Here is a 16,576-nt window from a genome sequence, read left to right as displayed (position 1 = left end):
CAGGGCATTACCATGGCTCCCTCGCGCACAATCCCGCCTTGAACCCGAGAGCACCATGCCCCGCCCAGAAAATGCACTTGAAGAATTGCTGATCGACGCCGAAGCCGATGATGACCAGGTGCAGCACAGTCAGCCGGTCGTCAGCCGGGCCTGGCTGTTGCTGCTGGGGTTGGTGCTGGTGGCGTTGAACCTGCGTCCGGCATTGTCGAGCATGGCGCCCTTGCTCAACGACGTGTCCGACAGCCTCGGTCTCTCGGCGGCCAGGGCCGGGTTGCTGACGACGCTGCCGGTTCTGTGCCTGGGCCTGTTTGCGCCGTTGGCGCCGATCCTGGCCCGCCGCTTCGGCGCCGAGCGGGTAGTGCTGGGGATTTTGCTGACACTGGCGGCGGGGATCATCCTGCGCAGTTCGCTGGGCGCTGTCGGGCTGTTCGCCGGCAGCCTGCTGGCCGGGGCCAGCATCGGCATCATCGGCGTGCTGTTGCCCGGGATCGTCAAGCGTGACTTTGCCCGGCATGCAGGGGTCATGACCGGTGTCTACACCATGGCCCTGTGCCTGGGCGCGGCGCTCGCCGCCGGTGCCACGGTGCCGTTGAGCCAGCATTTTGGCGACAGCTGGAAAATCGGCCTGGGCTTCTGGATGGTGCCGGCACTGCTGGCGGCGCTGTGCTGGTTGCCTCAGGTCGGACAGAAGCAGGGTGGCCATCAAGTGGCCTATCGAGTGCGCGGTTTGTTGCGTGATCCCCTGGCCTGGCAAGTGACGTTGTACATGGGCCTGCAATCCTCCCTGGCCTACATCGTGTTTGGCTGGCTGCCGTCGATCCTGATCGACCGTGGCTTGAGCGCGACCCAGGCCGGGCTGGTGCTGTCGGGATCGGTGATCGTGCAACTGGCCAGTTCCCTGGCCGCGCCGTGGCTGGCCACCCGTGGCAAGGACCAGCGCCTGGCCATTGTGGTGGTGATGCTGCTGACCCTCGGCGGCCTGTTCGGTTGCCTGTATGCGCCGCTCGACGGCCTGTGGGGCTGGGCGATTGTCTTGGGTCTGGGCCAGGGCGGTACGTTCAGCCTGGCGCTGACCTTGATCGTGCTGCGCTCACGCGATGCCCATGTGGCCGCCAACCTGTCGAGCATGGCCCAGGGCATCGGTTACACCCTGGCCTCCCTTGGCCCGCTGGCAGTGGGCCTGGTGCACGACTGGACCGGTGGCTGGGCGGCGACCGGCTGGATTTTCGCGCTGCTGGGCGTGGGAGCGATCATCGCCGGCCTCGGTGCCGGGCGCGCCCGTTATGTTCATGTCACCAGCCAGAGGCTCTAGAGGTACACCACTTCCAGCGTCGCCGAGCCATCGAGGTCGGTTTCAACGCTCAAGTCCAGGTTCTGCCGGGCATTGATAACCGTGTGGATCTGCACGGTGGTGCTCAGGGTGGTGATGGCTGACGGCCCGGCGACACTGCCCTCGATGTCGGTAAAGCCCAGGTAGCTGTTGGCACCGATGTCGATGGGGTTCAGGTTGGCGGTGCGCCAGCCCAAGCCGCCGGTGGTGGATTCGGTGCCGTAGATCTGCGCAGTGCTGTCGGCCTGGGTCTGGCGCGGGTCGAAGCTCATGGAGTACAGGCCGAGGCGATTGCCGGCGGTGTCGAATCCCAACCCGTAGTAAATCTCGCTATTGACCGTGGCCGAGCCGTCGCGGTTGTCGCGCATGCGCAATGCATAGCGACTGGGCCCGGTGCAGTTGACGCTCAGGTGCAGGGTTTTGAGCGGCAGGCGCGTGCCTTGCGCAAGGTTCAGGTCTTGGCGGGAGATCTTGCCGTGGTCGATCAGACCGCCGCTGGACAGCAGCGGCGTACAGGCGCTGGGAATGATCTGGCCGTGGACGCTCAGGTCCACCGTCGACACGGCCAGGGCCGATTGCGCACAGGCCAGCAGCAACAGGTGGGGTAGGGCAACGAGTTTCATGGCGCACGCCTCGTGGGGTCGGGTTACAGGTAGATGATTTCGAGAGTGCCGGAACCGTTGATGTGCACCACCTGGCGCAGGTCCAGCGACTGCATGGGGGCCAGGTAGGTCTTGATCCGCACGGTGCCGGCCAGGGTCTGGATCGCCACGGGGCCGGTGGTCAGGCCGCTTCTGTCGGTAAAGCCCATATAGCTGTTGGCGCCCATGGGAATCTGGCGTGCGCTGGAACTGCTCCAGGCCGCGCCGTTACTGGTGGAGTCAGTCCGGTACAGGGTGCCCAGGGTGTCGGCACTGAACTCTGCGGGGTCGATGGTCATGTAAAAGCGCCCGATTTTGTTGTGGCTGGCGTCCAGGTCCAGGCCATAGGAGGTTTCATCGGTGCCGCCGGTGGCCGAGCCATCGCGGTTGTCATGCATGCGCAAGGCAAAGCGCGTTTGTGCATCGCACGTCACACCCAGGCGCAGGGTGCGGATGGGCAAGGGCGTTTCGCTGGTGGGGTTGAGGTTCTTGGCGAACAGAGTTCCGTAGTCCACCACTCCTTGGTCGGACAACGACGGGTGGCAGGCGACCGGGGCAAAGTGCGCCCGCAGCGCCAACTCCCGATAGCGCCCGTGGCTGGCGCTGAACAAGAGGCCAGAGACTTCCCAGGTGGTAGCGTCACGCACATGGGTGGCCGCAGGATCGGCCCAGGCGCGCAGGGTCAATTGCAGCGACAGGTTTTTGCCCGCCCGCACGGCCCCGTTTTCGAGCGGTGCGATCCCATGCCCGCTGCGCCAGTTGAGCACGGTGCCGCTACTCACCGGTGGCTGGCGCAAGCCTGGAATCAGGCCCAACTCCACCGCCTGCCCGTCCAGGGTGCCGTGACTGACCTCGATCTGGTAGCTGCCGTGCTCGGTAAATTGCAGGCGCTCAGTCGAGGCTGCGAGGGCGCGGTAGAACAGACTCAAGTCGCCGGCCTGGGGGCAATTGAACGTCAGGTTCAGCCGACGCTCGCCCAGCAGGCGTTCGGGCGCGCTGTCGTTTTGGGACAGGCGGCTCATCAGGCCGAAATCCACCGACGGTTCGCTGAGGTTGAGTTGGCATTCCTCCAGCCCATGGGCGGTGCCGGCAATGCCGATCAATAGCCAGAAACTCAAGTGGCGCAAACGGGTAAGGGGCATGGCAGTCGTCCTCAAGGCGCGTGGCAACGGGCCGGGGCAGTTTCGAAATACACCGAGGGGTCGGCCTTTTGCGCAAGTGTGTAGCGCAGTTGGCAGCGTTGGCCCCCCGGCAGAGTTATCCACAGGGGCGGTTGATCGATGACGTTGGGCAGGAACACCTGGCTGCCTTCCTGGACCAGGGTGATGAACTCACCCTCGGCAGTATTGACTGACGCGCCCGCCGCCAACGGTGTGCCCTGCTCGGTGCTGACGGTGAGCAGGACGCGGCGGGTCAGGCCCACGCCAAATTCGACCCGATCCACCGCTCCGCGCCCGGCCGTAATCATGGCCAGGCCATTGGTGATATCGGCGTTGCGCGGCAGCGAGCGGGTTTGGACTTCCACCGGGCTGCGGCCATAGGCGTTGACCTGCGACACCACCGCCTGGCCTTGCCAGTCGGTCCAGACCGGGCCGCTGGGGGTGTTGATGCGGATACCGCTCATGTCGCCCACGGACACCAGGGCAAAGGTGTCGCGCACCGGATAGGGGGAAAACGTCACGCCGCTGCCATGCATCACCACTCCACCCCGAGCGCCGCCCTGATAACTTGAACGCTCGGCGTCGGAACGGCTGTAGCTCAGATCCAACTGGCTGTAGCGCGGCAATGCCGACAGGCCTACGGAGGTTTCGACCTGACGATCGCGCGAATCCCGCTCGGCGCTGACGCGATAGCTCAGTTGCTCGTCGATCTGTTCGGTCAGCCCCAGGCCGCTGCGGTTTTCGCCGCCGTTGTGGCGTAGCCAACTGCGTAACCTGCGGTTCTCGCCCAGGGGCGCGCTGATGTTCAGGTACACCGCGTTGTCCTGTTGTGCGTGGCCGCCCATTTGCCATTCGGCGCTGGCCGACAACGAGACCGCACCGACGCTGGCACCCCAGGACAGCAGGGCACGGCTGCTGCTGTCTCCGGCGAAGTTGGCCGAGCGCGAAAACCCGGCACTGAAGGCGCCCAGCCGAGGGTAGGACCAGCCCAGGTTGAGGCTTTGTTGATCGCGATAACGTGAGCGTTGCGACTGCTCGTTGCGTGCGTAGGTGCTTTCTTCCAGCTCGCGATAGCCCGCGCTGCGCCAGGAGTTACTGGCACTCAAGGACCACCGTTCACTCAGGCGCTGGGACCAGGCAAGGTCGGTCTGCACGCCGGACACCTTTTCCCGGGCATGGGCGTTGGACAGTTGCGTCGACAACTGCAATTGGCTGTCCAGCCACGGCAGCCAACCCAGGCTCAAACCTGCCGAACCGTATTCGCTGGCCGCCAATACCCCGCCGCCCAGGGTCAGTTGCGGATGCACGGCGCCTGTCCAGCCGGCACTTGCCACCCACGGCGCGTCGCCCTCGGTGTCGCCGAGATTGCGCACCCGACCGACCGCCACCGCGTAGCCCGGTGCCGGCAACCCGAGGCCGAGCATCGCGGCGGGTACGGTAAAGCGCCGGTCACCGCCGACACTTTCCCTGACTGTGACTTCGACATCTGAACGGGTATTGAGGCGGCGCACATCGTTGAGGGCAAACGGCCCGGCGGGCACCACCGTGGAATGAATCAACGCACCGTTCTGCCGTACTTCCACTTGTGCCGGGCTGTTGGCAATGCCCTCGATCACCGCGCCCTGGCCTTGCTCTTGAAGGGCGTGTTCGGTGAGGACCTGCACGCCGGTAATCTGCGCCCCGGCCAGCACCGGGTTGTACAGGCTGATCTGCCCGGCCTGGAGCACTGCCTGGTGGCTGGCGAACGTGCGCTGGGCGTAGGCCTCCAGGTGGGTGCTGCTGGACTGGCCATCCTGCCAGGTCTGGACCTGGCGGCTGCGCACGATCCAGTCACCGGCATTGAACCCCACCTCGGTGTTGGCCGAGCCAAATCGACTGGCGTCGTCGCCATAGCGGTTGTAGAAGCCACTGAGGTCGTAATTGAGCAAGCCGGCGAAGCCGCCGGTTTCATAGCCCGAAATATCCTGTGGCACCGGACGCAGGGCGTCGGTCGGCACCACCAGCGCTACGCTGAGCGTGGCCGGGTCTGGCTCCACCAGGCTTTGTGGATACTGCGCGAGGAAGTCATGGCAATGCGCAGTGCCATCAGGGATGACCAGGTTGGCCGCGTCGAGCAGGGTCCGATCGAAGCACAGGTTGCCCTGTTGATCGAAACTGACCTGCAGTCGACCGCGCCGCTGGCCGTTGACCTGCAGGCTGACGGCATGCTGCCCGGCGCTGAAGCGCGGGGCGTCCAGCAACAGGTTGGCCAGTTGCGGATCAATGCCGCGCTGCTCCAGGGTTTGGGCGTCAAAGCCGGTGGCCCAGGTCGGGGCCATTGGCAGCAGCCACAGCAGCAATGCCATGGGCACAGCTTGGCGCGCAGGTAGGCCGGGCACGGCTACGCCGTCACGGTAATTCAATACTGTTTTCACGCAAGGCACTCACAGGGTGAACGTCCTGGCCCGGTTGTCCCGGTGCTGGCAGGCGTTGCGGTGACGGTCGATGCGCCGTCACTTCTATATCCAGCGCCGATCTGTTGTGCGGCGTCTGTGGTTATTCCGTCAGAGGCTCAGAGGTGCTTCGTAGGCTTTGACGGCAAACCCGTACACCGTGGCCGGCTGCAGCCGGACTTTGGTGGCTGGGCCGCCGGTGGCCGGCACACTCAGGTTTTCGCCCGGTAACACATAGTTGCGCGGCAGCATGGCCCTGCCATCGCCGGGCAGCAGGCGCAGGTCCTGGGCCATGCGCACCACGTAGGGCGTGTCGTTGCGCACGTGCAACTGGCCGTCGCGCAGGGTCCAGGTCAGGTCGGTCCAGGGTGTGCGATTCGGTGGCAGGCCCTTGGGGTGCACGATCAGCGGCAGATTCTGACGCACGGTAACACCCACTCGGGCGTGCCCGGCCGCCGGTGCGGCGCGGCCCACGGGCATGCCTTCAAACACCACACGCTTGAGGCGCTGGGTGCGCAGTGGTGTCTTGTTTTGCAGGATGAAACGCACCAGTTGCGATTTGGACGCCTCTACCCGGGCCAGCGGTGGCGTCACCAGCAACAAGGGCTCGGTGTCTTCGGGAATGTCTTGCAAGGTGACGTGCAGCAGCGACAGTTGGCTGTCGGTATTGGTCACCGACACGGAGGTTTCGCCGTCGGCTTCATGAACGATCACCACGGAGGTGTCGGGCACCATGCCGTCGGCTTTCACTTGATTACCGAGCACGAGCAGCAAAGCAATGAGACCGGCAGCGGTCGTTGAGAATGTCGTGGTCATGACAGCGGTTTCCGTTGGGGCAACATAAAAAGGGCGGGAGTCAGAGGTAGCGCAGGTCCAGGACGATGGAGCCGTCCAGCGGCACTTCCTGATCCAGGGTCAGGTAGCGTGCGGCATTGATGGCGGTATCCACCCACAGTTGGGTAAACAGTTGGCTGATGAACTCCGGCTGGCGCGCTCCGGCCGGGGCAAAGCCCATATAGGCATGGGGATGGGCATTGGCCTGTGGGGTCCAGGTTTCGCCGTTGTCGCTGGAGGCCAGCACCTGCATCGGTTGCAAATCCCCCAAGGTGGCGCGATAGGTCAGGGTCACGGCACCCAGCGCCTGGTCCGGGGCATGAATGTTCACACCCAGGCCGAACGTGTCGGCGGACGGCGACGAGTCTTGGCGATTGTCGATGCCGACCAGCGCGAACAGCATCGGCCTTGCACAGATCACCGTAAGGTCCAGCATCTGGCTGGGCAACGCCGTGGGTTGGTGAGCATTGAGCCGGTAGGTGGGGATTTCTCCGTGTTCGATTGTCCCTTGGTCAGATAGCTCGATCTGGCAAGCATCCGGGGTCAAGCGGCCGGTCACCGTGAGGTCAACATGGGACATCGCATTGGCCTCGATCGTGACGGCCACAGACAGCAGCACTGCAACAAAATGGGCGCGTGTGTTCATCGGTCGGTCCCTGGCACAGGTAGGCACAGCCCATGCTGGGACAAGTCCAGGGCATGGGCAGGCATGGTTACAGGTACTTCACTTCAAGGGTGGCGGAGCCGTCGATGTTCACTTCATTGCTCAGGTCCAGGCCGTCGGTGCGCGCGATGGTGCTGATTACCTGCAGGTCCAGCCTCAGTTTCTCGACCGGCAGGGGTTGGGTGTCGTCATCCATCGAGGCCGCAGACATGTATATGCCAGGTTCCCAGTGGTTTTCGCGGTACCAGATATTGCCCTGGTCAGCGGAGGCAATCGGTTGCGCCACGATGCTGTCATTGACCACCAGGTTGAGCATTTGCAGGTTGTACCAGCCAAGTTTCTGGTCGCCGTTGATGAACCCCAGGCCATAGAGCTCGCGCGTCAATGACGAGGCGGCGCGGTTGTCGATGGAATGCAGGGCAAACAGGATCGGCGCGTCGCAGTCGACCGTCATCGTGAGCACGTGGTTGCCGATTTGTGTCGGGTTATCCGGGCGCAGGTCCTTGGCGGAGATCTTGCCGTGGTCGATCACGCCACCCCTGGACAGCTCGGGGGTGCAGGCCGCAGGAATGATCTTGCCCTTGACGACCAGGTCGACCGTGGAGGCGGCGAAGGTGGCGGTGGAACCGAGCAGCAGCACGCTGGTGGCAAGGGTGGTCAGCAGGATTTTCATCGGGGTGAGTTCCTTTCAAGTGGGGCTGTTCAAGCCGTCAGAGGTAATTGACTTGCACGGTGGCGTTGCCATCGAGGGGGACTTCGTCAATTAGCGTCAGGCTTCTGGAGGGGGCGATGTGGGTGAACAGCGAAAGCTGTGCCTTCAGCACCTGCACGGCAATGGGCGCCAGCTCGCCGTCGGTGGCGACAGCCGTCAACACCTGGGGGCTGACAAGCGAGGCGCGCTGCCAGGTCATGCCGCCGTCCGTTGAGATAATGGGGCGTCTGCTCACGTTATCGGCGACCAGTTGGTAGATACCAAATCCGGCCCCCCCCAGTTTTTCGCCGTTGGGTGTCATGCCCAGGCCGTGATAGCTCTCGTTGTGGGCAGAGGTGCCAGAGCGGTTATCAATGGTGTTGAAAGTGAAAAAGGTCGGTCCCTCGCACAGCACTTGAAAATCCAGGGTTTCCCGAGGCAGGCTGGTGTAGGCGTCGGTATTGAGTTGCTTGACTGACATTTTTCCAAAATCGATCAACCCTTCGCCGGAAATCATCGGTTCGCAGGCGCTGGGAGTGATCGCCCCCTTGACGACCAGCTCGGTGTCACTGGCGGCCACCGATAGCGACGCGGTGGCGAACAACAGTGCAACCAGAGGTATTGCGCTGGAGAGTTTCATCCAATGGACCTTCCTTGTGAGTGAAACGGGGGCTACAGGTACACCACTTCCAGGGTGCCGGAGCCGTCGATGTCGAGCTCTTCGCTCAGGTCAAACTGATCGGCACGGCCGATGGTGGTACCGACCTCAAGGTCTATCTCCAACACTTTGGATGGCAGCAGGGTGGACGCGTCGTCCATGGTGCCCGCACCCCACAGGGTCAACAGTTCCCATCGCCATTCGGCATACCAGGTGTTGCCTCCGTTGCTTGATGCGATTGGCTGCACGGCGATACCGTCGGCCAGCATGTTCATGGGCGTCAGATAGAAGCTGCCGAGCTTTTTGTCGCCGTTGACAAATCCCAGGCCGAAGTTGAAGGGAGAGGTGGAGGTGCCGATGCGGTTGTCGATGGGCTTGATCGCGAAAAGCGTGCTGGCCTCGCAGGTGACCGAGAATTTCACGTTGGCCTTGGGCAGGTACGTGGGATTGTTTTGCACCAGGTCTTTGGCGGCGATTTTTCCGTGTTCGATGATGTTGCTGCCGGCGAATGCTGGCGTGCAGGCGCTAGGGGTGATCTTCCCCCTGACGGCCAGGTCGATGGAACTGGCTGCAAATACCGAAGGTGTGACCAGCAACGCGAGCATGAGGCTAGAGGCAAAAGTCTTCATGGTTACAGGACCTGATCCGCGGGTGTCGAAAGGACATTGGGGGTGGCGCTCATCAGGTATCGGGAGGTGTTCATTTCAATTGTCCACTGCAAGGCTGATTGATAAAAAAGATGCACGGCAAGGCCTGGCCTCAATGGGCGGGCGCTTTGCGGGGGCAGGGTTTGTTGGTGGCTGGCACGACGGGTGGCGAGCCGTCCCTCTCTGGGGTGGGGGCGCAATTTAGCGAGGGCTTGGCGAGGGGCAAATACAACAAATACGACAATGGGGCGTCTTGCGGGAAGTCTGTAAGAATAAGTTTTCAGTGCTGTAGGAAAGTTGTTTTTCGTAGTTGTTGTATCGGCTTAGGAACATCCCAAAGGCTATATTTTTGCGGCGATGATAGTTACATGCGTTCTTTTCGCGGTGCTGCACCGTGGCGTCTTGCCTATTACGCCAGCGCTGCCGGAGGTTGTGATCTCTGGGGGCTGCCAGTCTTCAGTCCGATAGCGCGCAAGGGGTGTACATGGGCTCTCTGGTCCGTTCAACCACCGGGGAGGGCCGAGCGTCGGAGCCTCCCCCCGTAGCGCACCTGAACGTATTGGTGGTGGATGACCACTCCGCTTATCGCGCGCTATTGGGCTACTTTCTGCAAAAGCTGGGCGTTGGGCATGAAGCCGTGGGCGATGGCTGCCAGGGGCTGTTGGCGGTTATCAAGCGGCCTTTCGACCTGATTATCAGCGACTGCCAAATGCCGCAGATGGATGGCTATCGCATGGCCCGCGCCATTCGCCAGCATGAGTGCCGCAAGGGGCTCAAGCGCGTGCCGATCATTGCCTTGACTGCCAATCTGCAAAATGACGATCCGCAACGGTGCCGCGACGCCGGCATGGACGCCTGGCTGCTCAAGCCGCTGGCGCTGGAGCAACTGCAAGCGACATTGGCGCGCTGGCTGCCGGGCATCGCGCCGGTGTGGGGCAGGCCCACGGCGGGGGCATGGCCAACGCGTGCCCACCTGGTGCAAACCTTCGGTAATGAGCGGGTCGTCGACCAGATGCTCGCCAGCCTGCTGGATGAGGCCTGGGAAGACTTTGCGTTCCTCGATCAAGCCTGTCGCACCTTGAGCACTCCATTGACCACCCAGCGGCTACATCGCCTGGTAGGCAGTCTGGCTTTTTTGGGGGGAGCAGACCTTGAGTTCAGAGGTGTGAAGCTGATTGAGCAAATTCACGCCGACGGCGTGTTGGCGAACGCTTCAGCGCTGCAGGCATTCCGGGCGGACTTGCGGCGGTGCCTTGAGTATTTGCGCAGTTTGTAAGCGCTGTGGGTGTGACTTGTGTCGATAAATATTTGGCAATCTGACTGCCTGGTTTTTGGCTGTAGGGTTTTTCCTTTTGTTATGTAAGGAAAGAATTAGTAACTACAAAACACTGGACGCGGCCTTGGGGGACTCATCCTGGACGGTTGTTGAGGATCGCCTGCGGGGTTATTTTGCGCGGATTCAATTTGCCATCATCCGTGGGTATCTATGCTTCGAGTAATTATTGCTGACGATCATCCCATTGTACGTATCGGGCAGAGAGTGGTGATCGAGGCGAACGGTCGCTGCAAAGTGGTGGGGGAGGCCGATGGCCCCGACGCGCTGCTCAGGCTGTTGAGTACCACGCCGTGCGATGTTCTGGTCACCGACTTCGCCATGCCCGGAGGGCAGCAGGCTGATGGCTATGGCTTGTTGAGCCTGCTGGCCCGTCAGTATCCGGACTTGCCGGTTATCCTGGTCACCATGTTCGCCAATGTCGCCACCCTGCGTGCCTCCCTCGCCCATGGCGCCCGCGCCATCGTGGCCAAGAGCGCGTCGGCCAGGGAGTTGCCGCAGGCCATCAACGCCGTGATCGGCGGCCAGACCTTTGCCAGCGAGTGCCTGCGGGTGCAATTGGTGGAAGCCGGGACGGGGGATCAGTCACAACTGCCGCAGTTGTCGGGCAAAGAGCGGGAAGTGGTGCGGATGCTGGCCAGCGGCCTGACCGTCAGCCAGATCGCCGCACGGGTCAATCGCAGTATTTCCACGATCAGCAAACAGAAAAGTACCGCGATGCAACGCCTGTGCATTTCCACCGATGTGGATTTGTTTGCCTATGCGCGTAACTGCGGGATGGTGCCTTAGGTGGATGTTGGCAAGGGGGCAGTTTTTTTGTGGCGAGGGGGCTTGTCCCCCGCTGGGCTGCGCAGCAGCCCCAAACTCAAACCCCAACCCGCCGAGGTTCTTCAGGCAAACCGAGTTGGCTGGTTTTGGGTCTGCTGCGCAGTCCAGCGCGGGGCAAGCCCGCTCGCCACGGTCCGCTCGACACGGGTACAGTGCTTGGCTTGACTACCTCTCTTTTGGAAGCTGCCCATGAGTGATGCCCACAACGCCCTGATTGTCGAGTTCTACAGCGCCTTTGAACGTCTGGATGCTGACGCCATGAGCGCTTGCTACACCGACGACGTGCTGTTCAGCGATCCTGCATTTGGTGAACTGCGTGGACGCGATGCCGGCGATATGTGGCGCATGCTCACCACCCGGGCCAAGGACTTTTCCCTGACCTTTGACCAAGTGCGCAGCGACGACACCACCGGCAGCGCCCATTGGGTGGCGACGTACCTGTTCAGCCAGACCGGCAACACCGTGGTCAACGATATCCAGGCACGCTTCGTATTCCGTGATGGCAAGATCTGCGAGCACCACGATCACTTTGACCTGTGGCGCTGGTCGCGCCAGGCGCTCGGTACCAAGGGCCTGTTGTTGGGCTGGACGCCACTGGTACGCAACGCCGTGCGGGCACAAGCATTGAAAGGCCTGAAAGCGTTCCAGGCCGGTCGTTGATAAGATTGGTGCTCTTTTCGCTGGCCAATACTTCGTGAACAGTTCGCCTGAACCCACCGTATCGAAACCCTGGTTTGTCTACCTGGTCCGTGCCGCCAATGGCTCGCTCTATTGCGGGATCAGCAATGATCCGGTGCGCCGCTTTGCGACCCATCAAAGCGGCAAGGGCGCGCGGTTCTTTCTTTCCAGCCCGGCGGTGGCGCTGGTGTATACCGAGGCCTGCGCAAGCAAGGGCGAGGCCTTGCGCCAGGAACGCTTGATAAAAAAACTCAAGAAAAGCGCCAAGGAGTGTCTGGCGCGGGCTTATCAATCTGACTGATCGGTTCCCATCAGGCCAAAGGGTAGGCCCCTGGGGTTTTGCACGATAAGCTGGCGGTTCCTTCATCTGGCGGAGTCCGGCATGTCTGAGTTGATCCTGCACCACTACCCCCAATCCCCCTTCGCGGAAAAAGCCCGCCTGCTCCTGGGCTTCAAAGGGCTGTCCTGGCAATCGGTGACCATTCCCCCGGTGATGCCCAAGCCCGACCTGACGGCCCTGACCGGCGGCTACCGTAAAACCCCGGTGCTGCAGGTCGGTGCGGATATTTATTGTGACACTGCGTTGATCGCACGCCGCCTGGAACAGGAAAAGGCCACGCCTGCGCTGTTTCCCGAAGGTCAGGAGCTGGTCAGCCAGAGCTTTGCGGCCTGGGCCGATTCGGTGGTGTTTTCCCACGCCGTGGCCCTGGTATTCCAGCCTGAATCCCTGGCCGTGAAATTTGCCAAGGTGCCGCCGCATTTGCTGCAGGTACTGGTTGCAGACCGCAGCAAGATGTTCGGCGACGGTACTGCCACCCGCGTGCAACTGGACGTGGCCCTGCACCAGTGGCCGGCCATCATTGCGCGGCTGGAGCAACAGTTGCAGCGTCAGTCGGGGGATTTCCTGTTTGGCGAGCCGTCGATTGCCGACTTCTCCATGGCCCATCCGTTGTGGTTCCTCAAGGGCTCGTCGGTGACGTCGCCGCTGGTGGATAACTATCCGGTTGTCGGCGCCTGGCTTGCCCGGGTGCTGGGCTTTGGGCATGGCACCGCCAGCGAGATGAGTGCCAGCCAGGCCTTGGAAATTGCCCGTGACAGCGCGCCTGCGGCGTTGCCGGATGAAGTGTTTGAAGATCCCAACGGGTTCAAGGTGGGCCAGCCAGTGAGCATCGCTGCGACCGACTACGGCGTCGACCCGGTGATAGGCGAGTTGATATTTGCCGGTCGCGAAGAACTGATCCTGCGCCGCGAAGATGAGCGCGCCGGCACCGTGCATGTGCACTTCCCGCGCCTAGGGTTCGGTATCCAGCAGCTGTAGGTTGGATTATGTGTATCTGTGGTGCAGGTTGGATGTTTCAGTGGCGAGGGGGCTTGTCCCCCGTTGGGCTGCGCAGCAGCCCCAGTAAGACCGCCGCTTTTTATCAGGCAGACCGCAGCGCCTGGGTTTAGGGCTGCTGCGCAGCCCAACGGGGGACAAGCCCCCTCGCCACAGTTATTTGAGGGCAGACAGGATCGCGTCCGGGTTGTATTCGCGAATCAGCGTGCCGTTCACATCCACAAACGGAATCCCGCCACCGCCCAGCGCCTGATAGGCCTTGCGGCCTTCGGGATCCTTGTCGATATCGACGCTCTTGTAGGGAATGCCCTTCTGATCTAGGAATCGCTGGATCTGCTTGCAGTAGCCACACCAGTCGGTGGCATACAGCACCACCCGCGCTGACGCCCGGGTTTGCTCCGGGACCACCTGCGAGGGGTTGAACAGCCGCTCGATCTTGCCCCAGTTCTGGATCGCCACCACCACCAGCAATACCAGCAGGACTTTCTTCAGAACCCCGCCAAGCATCAGTTACGACGCTTGAGCTGGTCGGTGAGCTGGGTCGGCAGGCCCTTGATGATCAAGGTGCCGGCGGCTTCGTCATACTCGATCTTGTCGCCCAGCAAGTGCGCTTCAAAGCTGATCGACAGCCCTTCGGCGCGCCCGGTGAAGCGGCGGAACTGGTTGAGGGTGCGTTTATCCGCCGGGATTTCCGGGGACAGGCCGTAATCCTTGTTGCGGATATGGTCGTAGAACGCTTTTGGCCGATCTTCATCGATCAACCCCGACAGCTCTTCCAGGCCCATGGGTTCGCCGAGCTTGGCCTGACTGCTGGCGTAGTCCACCAGGGTCTTGGTTTTCTCGCGGGCGGACTCGTCTGGCAGGTCTTCGCTCTCGACGAAGTCGCTGAAGGCCTTGAGCAGGGTGCGGGTCTCACCTGGCCCATCGACGCCTTCCTGGCAGCCGATAAAGTCGCGGAAGTACTCCGAGACCTTCTTGCCGTTCTTGCCCTTGATAAATGAGATGTACTGCTTGGACTGCTTGTTGTTCTGCCATTCGGACACGTTGATGCGCGCGGCCAGGTGCAACTGGCCCAGGTCCAGGTGGCGCGAAGGCGTCACGTCCAACTCGTCGGTCACTGCCACGCCTTCGCTGTGGTGCAGCAGGGCGATGGCCAGGTAGTCGGTCATGCCTTGTTGATAGTGGGCAAACAGCACGTGGCCGCCGACGGAGAGGTTGGACTCTTCCATCAGCTTTTGCAGGTGTTCCACGGCAATCCGACTGAAGGCGGTGAAATCCTTGCCGCCATCAAAGTATTCCTTCAACCAGCCGCTGAACGGGTGCGCGCCGGACTCGGCGTGGAAGAAACCCCAGGCCTTGCCTTGTTTGGCGTTATAGCTCTCGTTGAGGTCGGCGAGCATGTTCTCGATGGCAGCGGACTCGGCCAATTCAGAGTCGCGGGCATGGAGAACTGCGGGCGTGCCGTCGGGTTTTTTGTCGATCAGGTGGACGATGCAATGACGGATCGGCATGGGCTTCTCGGCTGGTTGAGCGGGAGCGGTTGGCCTCCCGGAAAAAGTCGCCAGTGTACCGCACCCGTTGGTCGCGGCGTCGTTTGAAGCGGTTTCGGGAGGCCTCTGACGACCCATATGCCTTTTTTTCACGGTTTAGAGCGATAAAGCTGACCAAATGGGTAGGTAGAAGCGGATATTTCCCCGTCTCTGTGCTAGTTTTGCCCCGTCTTACGCGATGTCTCGGCGTTAAGCGTGCATTCAGCATTTGTCAGGTCGAACCAAACCCCGTTTCAAGCATCTATAACCCCGATCTCTCGCGGTTATGGCCAGGGGTGCCAGGCCATGACGGTCGGGCTCGATGGCTGACACTGCACTCTGCAATCCAAATGAATTTGATAGGGAAGGAACACCACAATGGCTATTACTAAAGACCAACTGATCGCTGACCTGGCTGAAGCAGTAGACGCACCGAAAACTACCGTGCGCGCTCTGCTGGACCAACTGAGCCAAGTTGTTGCTGACCAGCTGGAAAACGGTGGCGAAATCACTCTGCCAGGTGTTGGCAAGCTGAAAGTGACCGAGCGTCCAGCCCGTACCGGCCGTAACCCTTCGACTGGCGCTGCCATCGAAATCGCTGCCAAGAAAGTGATCAAGCTGGTTGTGGCCAAAGGCCTGACCGACGCGATCAACAAGTAAGACGCAGTAAAAAAAACCGTGCACCGGAGCGATCCGGGCACGGTTTTTTGTTGCCTGCAATTTGTGCCTTATCTGTAGGAGCGAGCAAGCTCGCTCCTACAAATGCAGGGTCAGCGCACCCAGCGCTGGCGCCAGATCTGCTGCTCGTTCTTGGTCTGGAAGGTCCAGGCCACAAAACGGCTTTGTTTCTGGCCCTGGGACATCTCCACCACCTGGCTTTCCAGGACACCGGCTTTTTTCAGGGCGGTCTCGATGGCAGGCAGGTTGGAGGCTTTTGACACCAGGGTGCTGAACCACAGCACTTTATGGGCGAAATGCGCGCTTTCGGCGATCAATTGCGTGACAAACCGCGCTTCACCGCCTTCACACCACAGCTCTGCCGACTGGCCGCCGAAGTTCAGCACTGGCAACTTGCGCTTGGGGTCAGCCTTGCCCAGGGCGCGCCATTTACGCTCGCTGCCTTTGGTCGCTTCGTCCATGGAGGCATGGAAGGGCGGGTTGCACATGGTCAGGTCAAACCGCTCACCCGGCTCCAGCAGCCCCAGCAGAATATGCTTGGGATTGGTTTGCTGGCGCAGTTGGATAACCTTGCTCAGGTCATTGGACTGCACGATGGCCTTGGCAGCGGCGACGGCTGTCGGGTCAATCTCGGAGCCGAGGAAGTTCCAGCGGTAGTCCATGTAGCCGATCAGCGGGTAGACGCAGTTGGCGCCCATGCCGATGTCCAGCACCTTGACGATCGAGCCACGGGGAATCTTGCCGTCGTTGACGCTGGCCAGCAGGTCGGCGAGGAAGTGTACGTAGTCGGCACGCCCTGGCACCGGTGGGCACAGGTAGTCAGCCGGGATATCCCAGTGCTGCACACCATAAAACGCCTTGAGCAGCGCCCGGTTGAACACCCGCACCGCGTCCGGGTTGGCGAAGTCGATGCTTTCCTTGCCGTAGGGGTTGAGGATCACAAACTGGGCCAGTTCTGGCGTGGTCTTGATCAGCGCGGGGAAGTCGTAGCGGCCCTGGTGGCGGTTGCGCGGGTGCAGGGTCGCTTCCTTGCGCGGCACGACGGGCTTGGCCGTGGCTGCGGTTTTAGGCTTCTTGCGCGGAGGTTTTGGCGTGCTGGGGGCGGTCATGGGCTACGTCGATTCTGGGGTTGCTTCA

General features: G+C 61.9%; 18 protein-coding genes. 7 read left to right on the top strand and 11 right to left on the bottom strand.

The features are described from left to right. The first annotated feature begins 55 nt into the window (after positions 1 to 55). Entirely contained in the window at positions 56 to 1,312 is a 1,257-nt protein-coding gene (locus JTY93_RS21545) for a CynX/NimT family MFS transporter (protein WP_205476736.1), read from the top strand. On the opposite strand, the gene JTY93_RS21540 is transcribed toward JTY93_RS21545, so the two are convergent. The 8 genes from JTY93_RS21540 to JTY93_RS21505 form a co-directional block, all read right to left on the bottom strand. Continuing rightward, complete coding sequence (locus JTY93_RS21540; protein WP_205476735.1) at positions 1,309 to 1,953, bottom strand: DUF1120 domain-containing protein; 645 nt, start codon at positions 1,951 to 1,953, stop codon at positions 1,309 to 1,311. The two genes, JTY93_RS21545 and JTY93_RS21540, sit on opposite strands and share 4 nt — an antisense overlap. 23 nt (positions 1,954 to 1,976) lie before the next feature. Next, positions 1,977 to 3,113 carry a DUF1120 domain-containing protein gene (locus JTY93_RS21535; protein ID WP_205476734.1) on the bottom strand — a complete coding sequence of 379 codons (1,137 nt, stop codon included), beginning with the start codon at positions 3,111 to 3,113 and terminating at the stop codon, positions 1,977 to 1,979. Between the two features lie 11 nt (positions 3,114 to 3,124). Beyond that, on the bottom strand, positions 3,125 to 5,545 hold the full coding sequence (locus tag JTY93_RS21530) for a fimbria/pilus outer membrane usher protein (protein WP_240357233.1): 2,421 nt from the start codon (positions 5,543 to 5,545) through the stop codon (positions 3,125 to 3,127). Positions 5,546 to 5,674: 129 nt separating this feature from the next. After that, positions 5,675 to 6,379: a fimbria/pilus chaperone family protein gene (locus JTY93_RS21525; protein WP_205476733.1), complete on the bottom strand. Its 705-nt coding sequence runs from the start codon at positions 6,377 to 6,379 to the stop codon at positions 5,675 to 5,677. 40 nt (positions 6,380 to 6,419) lie between these two features. Next, positions 6,420 to 7,043, bottom strand: a complete 624-nt coding sequence (locus JTY93_RS21520; RefSeq protein WP_205476732.1) for a DUF1120 domain-containing protein — start codon at positions 7,041 to 7,043, stop codon at positions 6,420 to 6,422. A 67-nt stretch (positions 7,044 to 7,110) separates the two neighbouring features. Further along, a complete protein-coding gene (locus JTY93_RS21515; RefSeq protein WP_205476731.1) occupies positions 7,111 to 7,734 on the bottom strand; it encodes a DUF1120 domain-containing protein in 624 nt (207 codons plus the stop codon). 37 nt (positions 7,735 to 7,771) lie between these two features. After that, positions 7,772 to 8,392 (bottom strand): DUF1120 domain-containing protein, encoded by a 621-nt coding sequence (locus tag JTY93_RS21510; protein ID WP_205518910.1) that lies wholly within the window; start codon positions 8,390 to 8,392, stop codon positions 7,772 to 7,774. Between the two features lie 32 nt (positions 8,393 to 8,424). Next, positions 8,425 to 9,039 carry a DUF1120 domain-containing protein gene (locus JTY93_RS21505; RefSeq protein WP_205476729.1) on the bottom strand — a complete coding sequence of 205 codons (615 nt, stop codon included), beginning with the start codon at positions 9,037 to 9,039 and terminating at the stop codon, positions 8,425 to 8,427. A 502-nt stretch (positions 9,040 to 9,541) separates the two neighbouring features. Between JTY93_RS21505 and JTY93_RS21500 the strand changes: the two genes are divergently transcribed. The 5 genes from JTY93_RS21500 (at position 9,542) to JTY93_RS21480 (ending at position 13,214) form a co-directional block, all read left to right on the top strand. Next, positions 9,542 to 10,333 carry a response regulator gene (locus tag JTY93_RS21500; RefSeq protein ID WP_205476728.1) on the top strand — a complete coding sequence of 264 codons (792 nt, stop codon included), beginning with the start codon at positions 9,542 to 9,544 and terminating at the stop codon, positions 10,331 to 10,333. Positions 10,334 to 10,543: 210 nt separating this feature from the next. Continuing rightward, positions 10,544 to 11,179 carry a response regulator gene (locus JTY93_RS21495; protein ID WP_092238093.1) on the top strand — a complete coding sequence of 212 codons (636 nt, stop codon included), beginning with the start codon at positions 10,544 to 10,546 and terminating at the stop codon, positions 11,177 to 11,179. 228 nt (positions 11,180 to 11,407) lie between these two features. Further along, entirely contained in the window at positions 11,408 to 11,878 is a 471-nt protein-coding gene (locus tag JTY93_RS21490) for a nuclear transport factor 2 family protein (protein ID WP_205476727.1), read from the top strand. 34 nt (positions 11,879 to 11,912) lie between these two features. Further along, the gene (locus JTY93_RS21485) at positions 11,913 to 12,197 is read left to right on the top strand and encodes a GIY-YIG nuclease family protein (protein WP_205476726.1); all 285 of its coding nucleotides are present in this window, start codon (positions 11,913 to 11,915) and stop codon (positions 12,195 to 12,197) included. A gap of 81 nt (positions 12,198 to 12,278) precedes the next feature. Then, on the top strand, positions 12,279 to 13,214 hold the full coding sequence (locus tag JTY93_RS21480; protein ID WP_205476725.1) for a glutathione S-transferase family protein: 936 nt from the start codon (positions 12,279 to 12,281) through the stop codon (positions 13,212 to 13,214). Positions 13,215 to 13,388: 174 nt separating this feature from the next. On the opposite strand, the gene JTY93_RS21475 is transcribed toward JTY93_RS21480, so the two are convergent. Together JTY93_RS21475 and yejK are read right to left on the bottom strand one after the other, a co-directional pair. Next, a complete protein-coding gene (locus JTY93_RS21475) occupies positions 13,389 to 13,739 on the bottom strand; it encodes a glutaredoxin family protein (protein WP_092238083.1) in 351 nt (116 codons plus the stop codon). Further along, positions 13,739 to 14,743 (bottom strand): nucleoid-associated protein YejK, encoded by a 1,005-nt coding sequence (yejK, locus tag JTY93_RS21470; RefSeq protein WP_029297499.1) that lies wholly within the window; start codon positions 14,741 to 14,743, stop codon positions 13,739 to 13,741. Before yejK ends, JTY93_RS21475 begins: the two co-directional genes overlap by 1 nt. 396 nt (positions 14,744 to 15,139) lie before the next feature. On the opposite strand from yejK, the gene JTY93_RS21465 reads away from it, so the two are divergent. Continuing rightward, on the top strand, positions 15,140 to 15,421 hold the full coding sequence (locus JTY93_RS21465; protein WP_122427998.1) for an HU family DNA-binding protein: 282 nt from the start codon (positions 15,140 to 15,142) through the stop codon (positions 15,419 to 15,421). A 110-nt stretch (positions 15,422 to 15,531) separates the two neighbouring features. Here JTY93_RS21465 and rlmF read toward each other — a convergent pair whose 3' ends face one another. Next, on the bottom strand, positions 15,532 to 16,548 hold the full coding sequence (gene rlmF, locus JTY93_RS21460; protein WP_169994471.1) for a 23S rRNA (adenine(1618)-N(6))-methyltransferase RlmF: 1,017 nt from the start codon (positions 16,546 to 16,548) through the stop codon (positions 15,532 to 15,534). Between the last annotated feature and the right edge of the window lie 28 nt (positions 16,549 to 16,576).

The sequence above is a fragment of the Pseudomonas hygromyciniae genome, assembly GCF_016925675.1.
Lineage (GTDB): Bacteria > Pseudomonadota > Gammaproteobacteria > Pseudomonadales > Pseudomonadaceae > Aquipseudomonas > Aquipseudomonas hygromyciniae.
The sequence above is the reverse complement of the archived record's forward strand: the minus strand, read 5'-3'. Positions and strand labels throughout refer to the sequence as shown.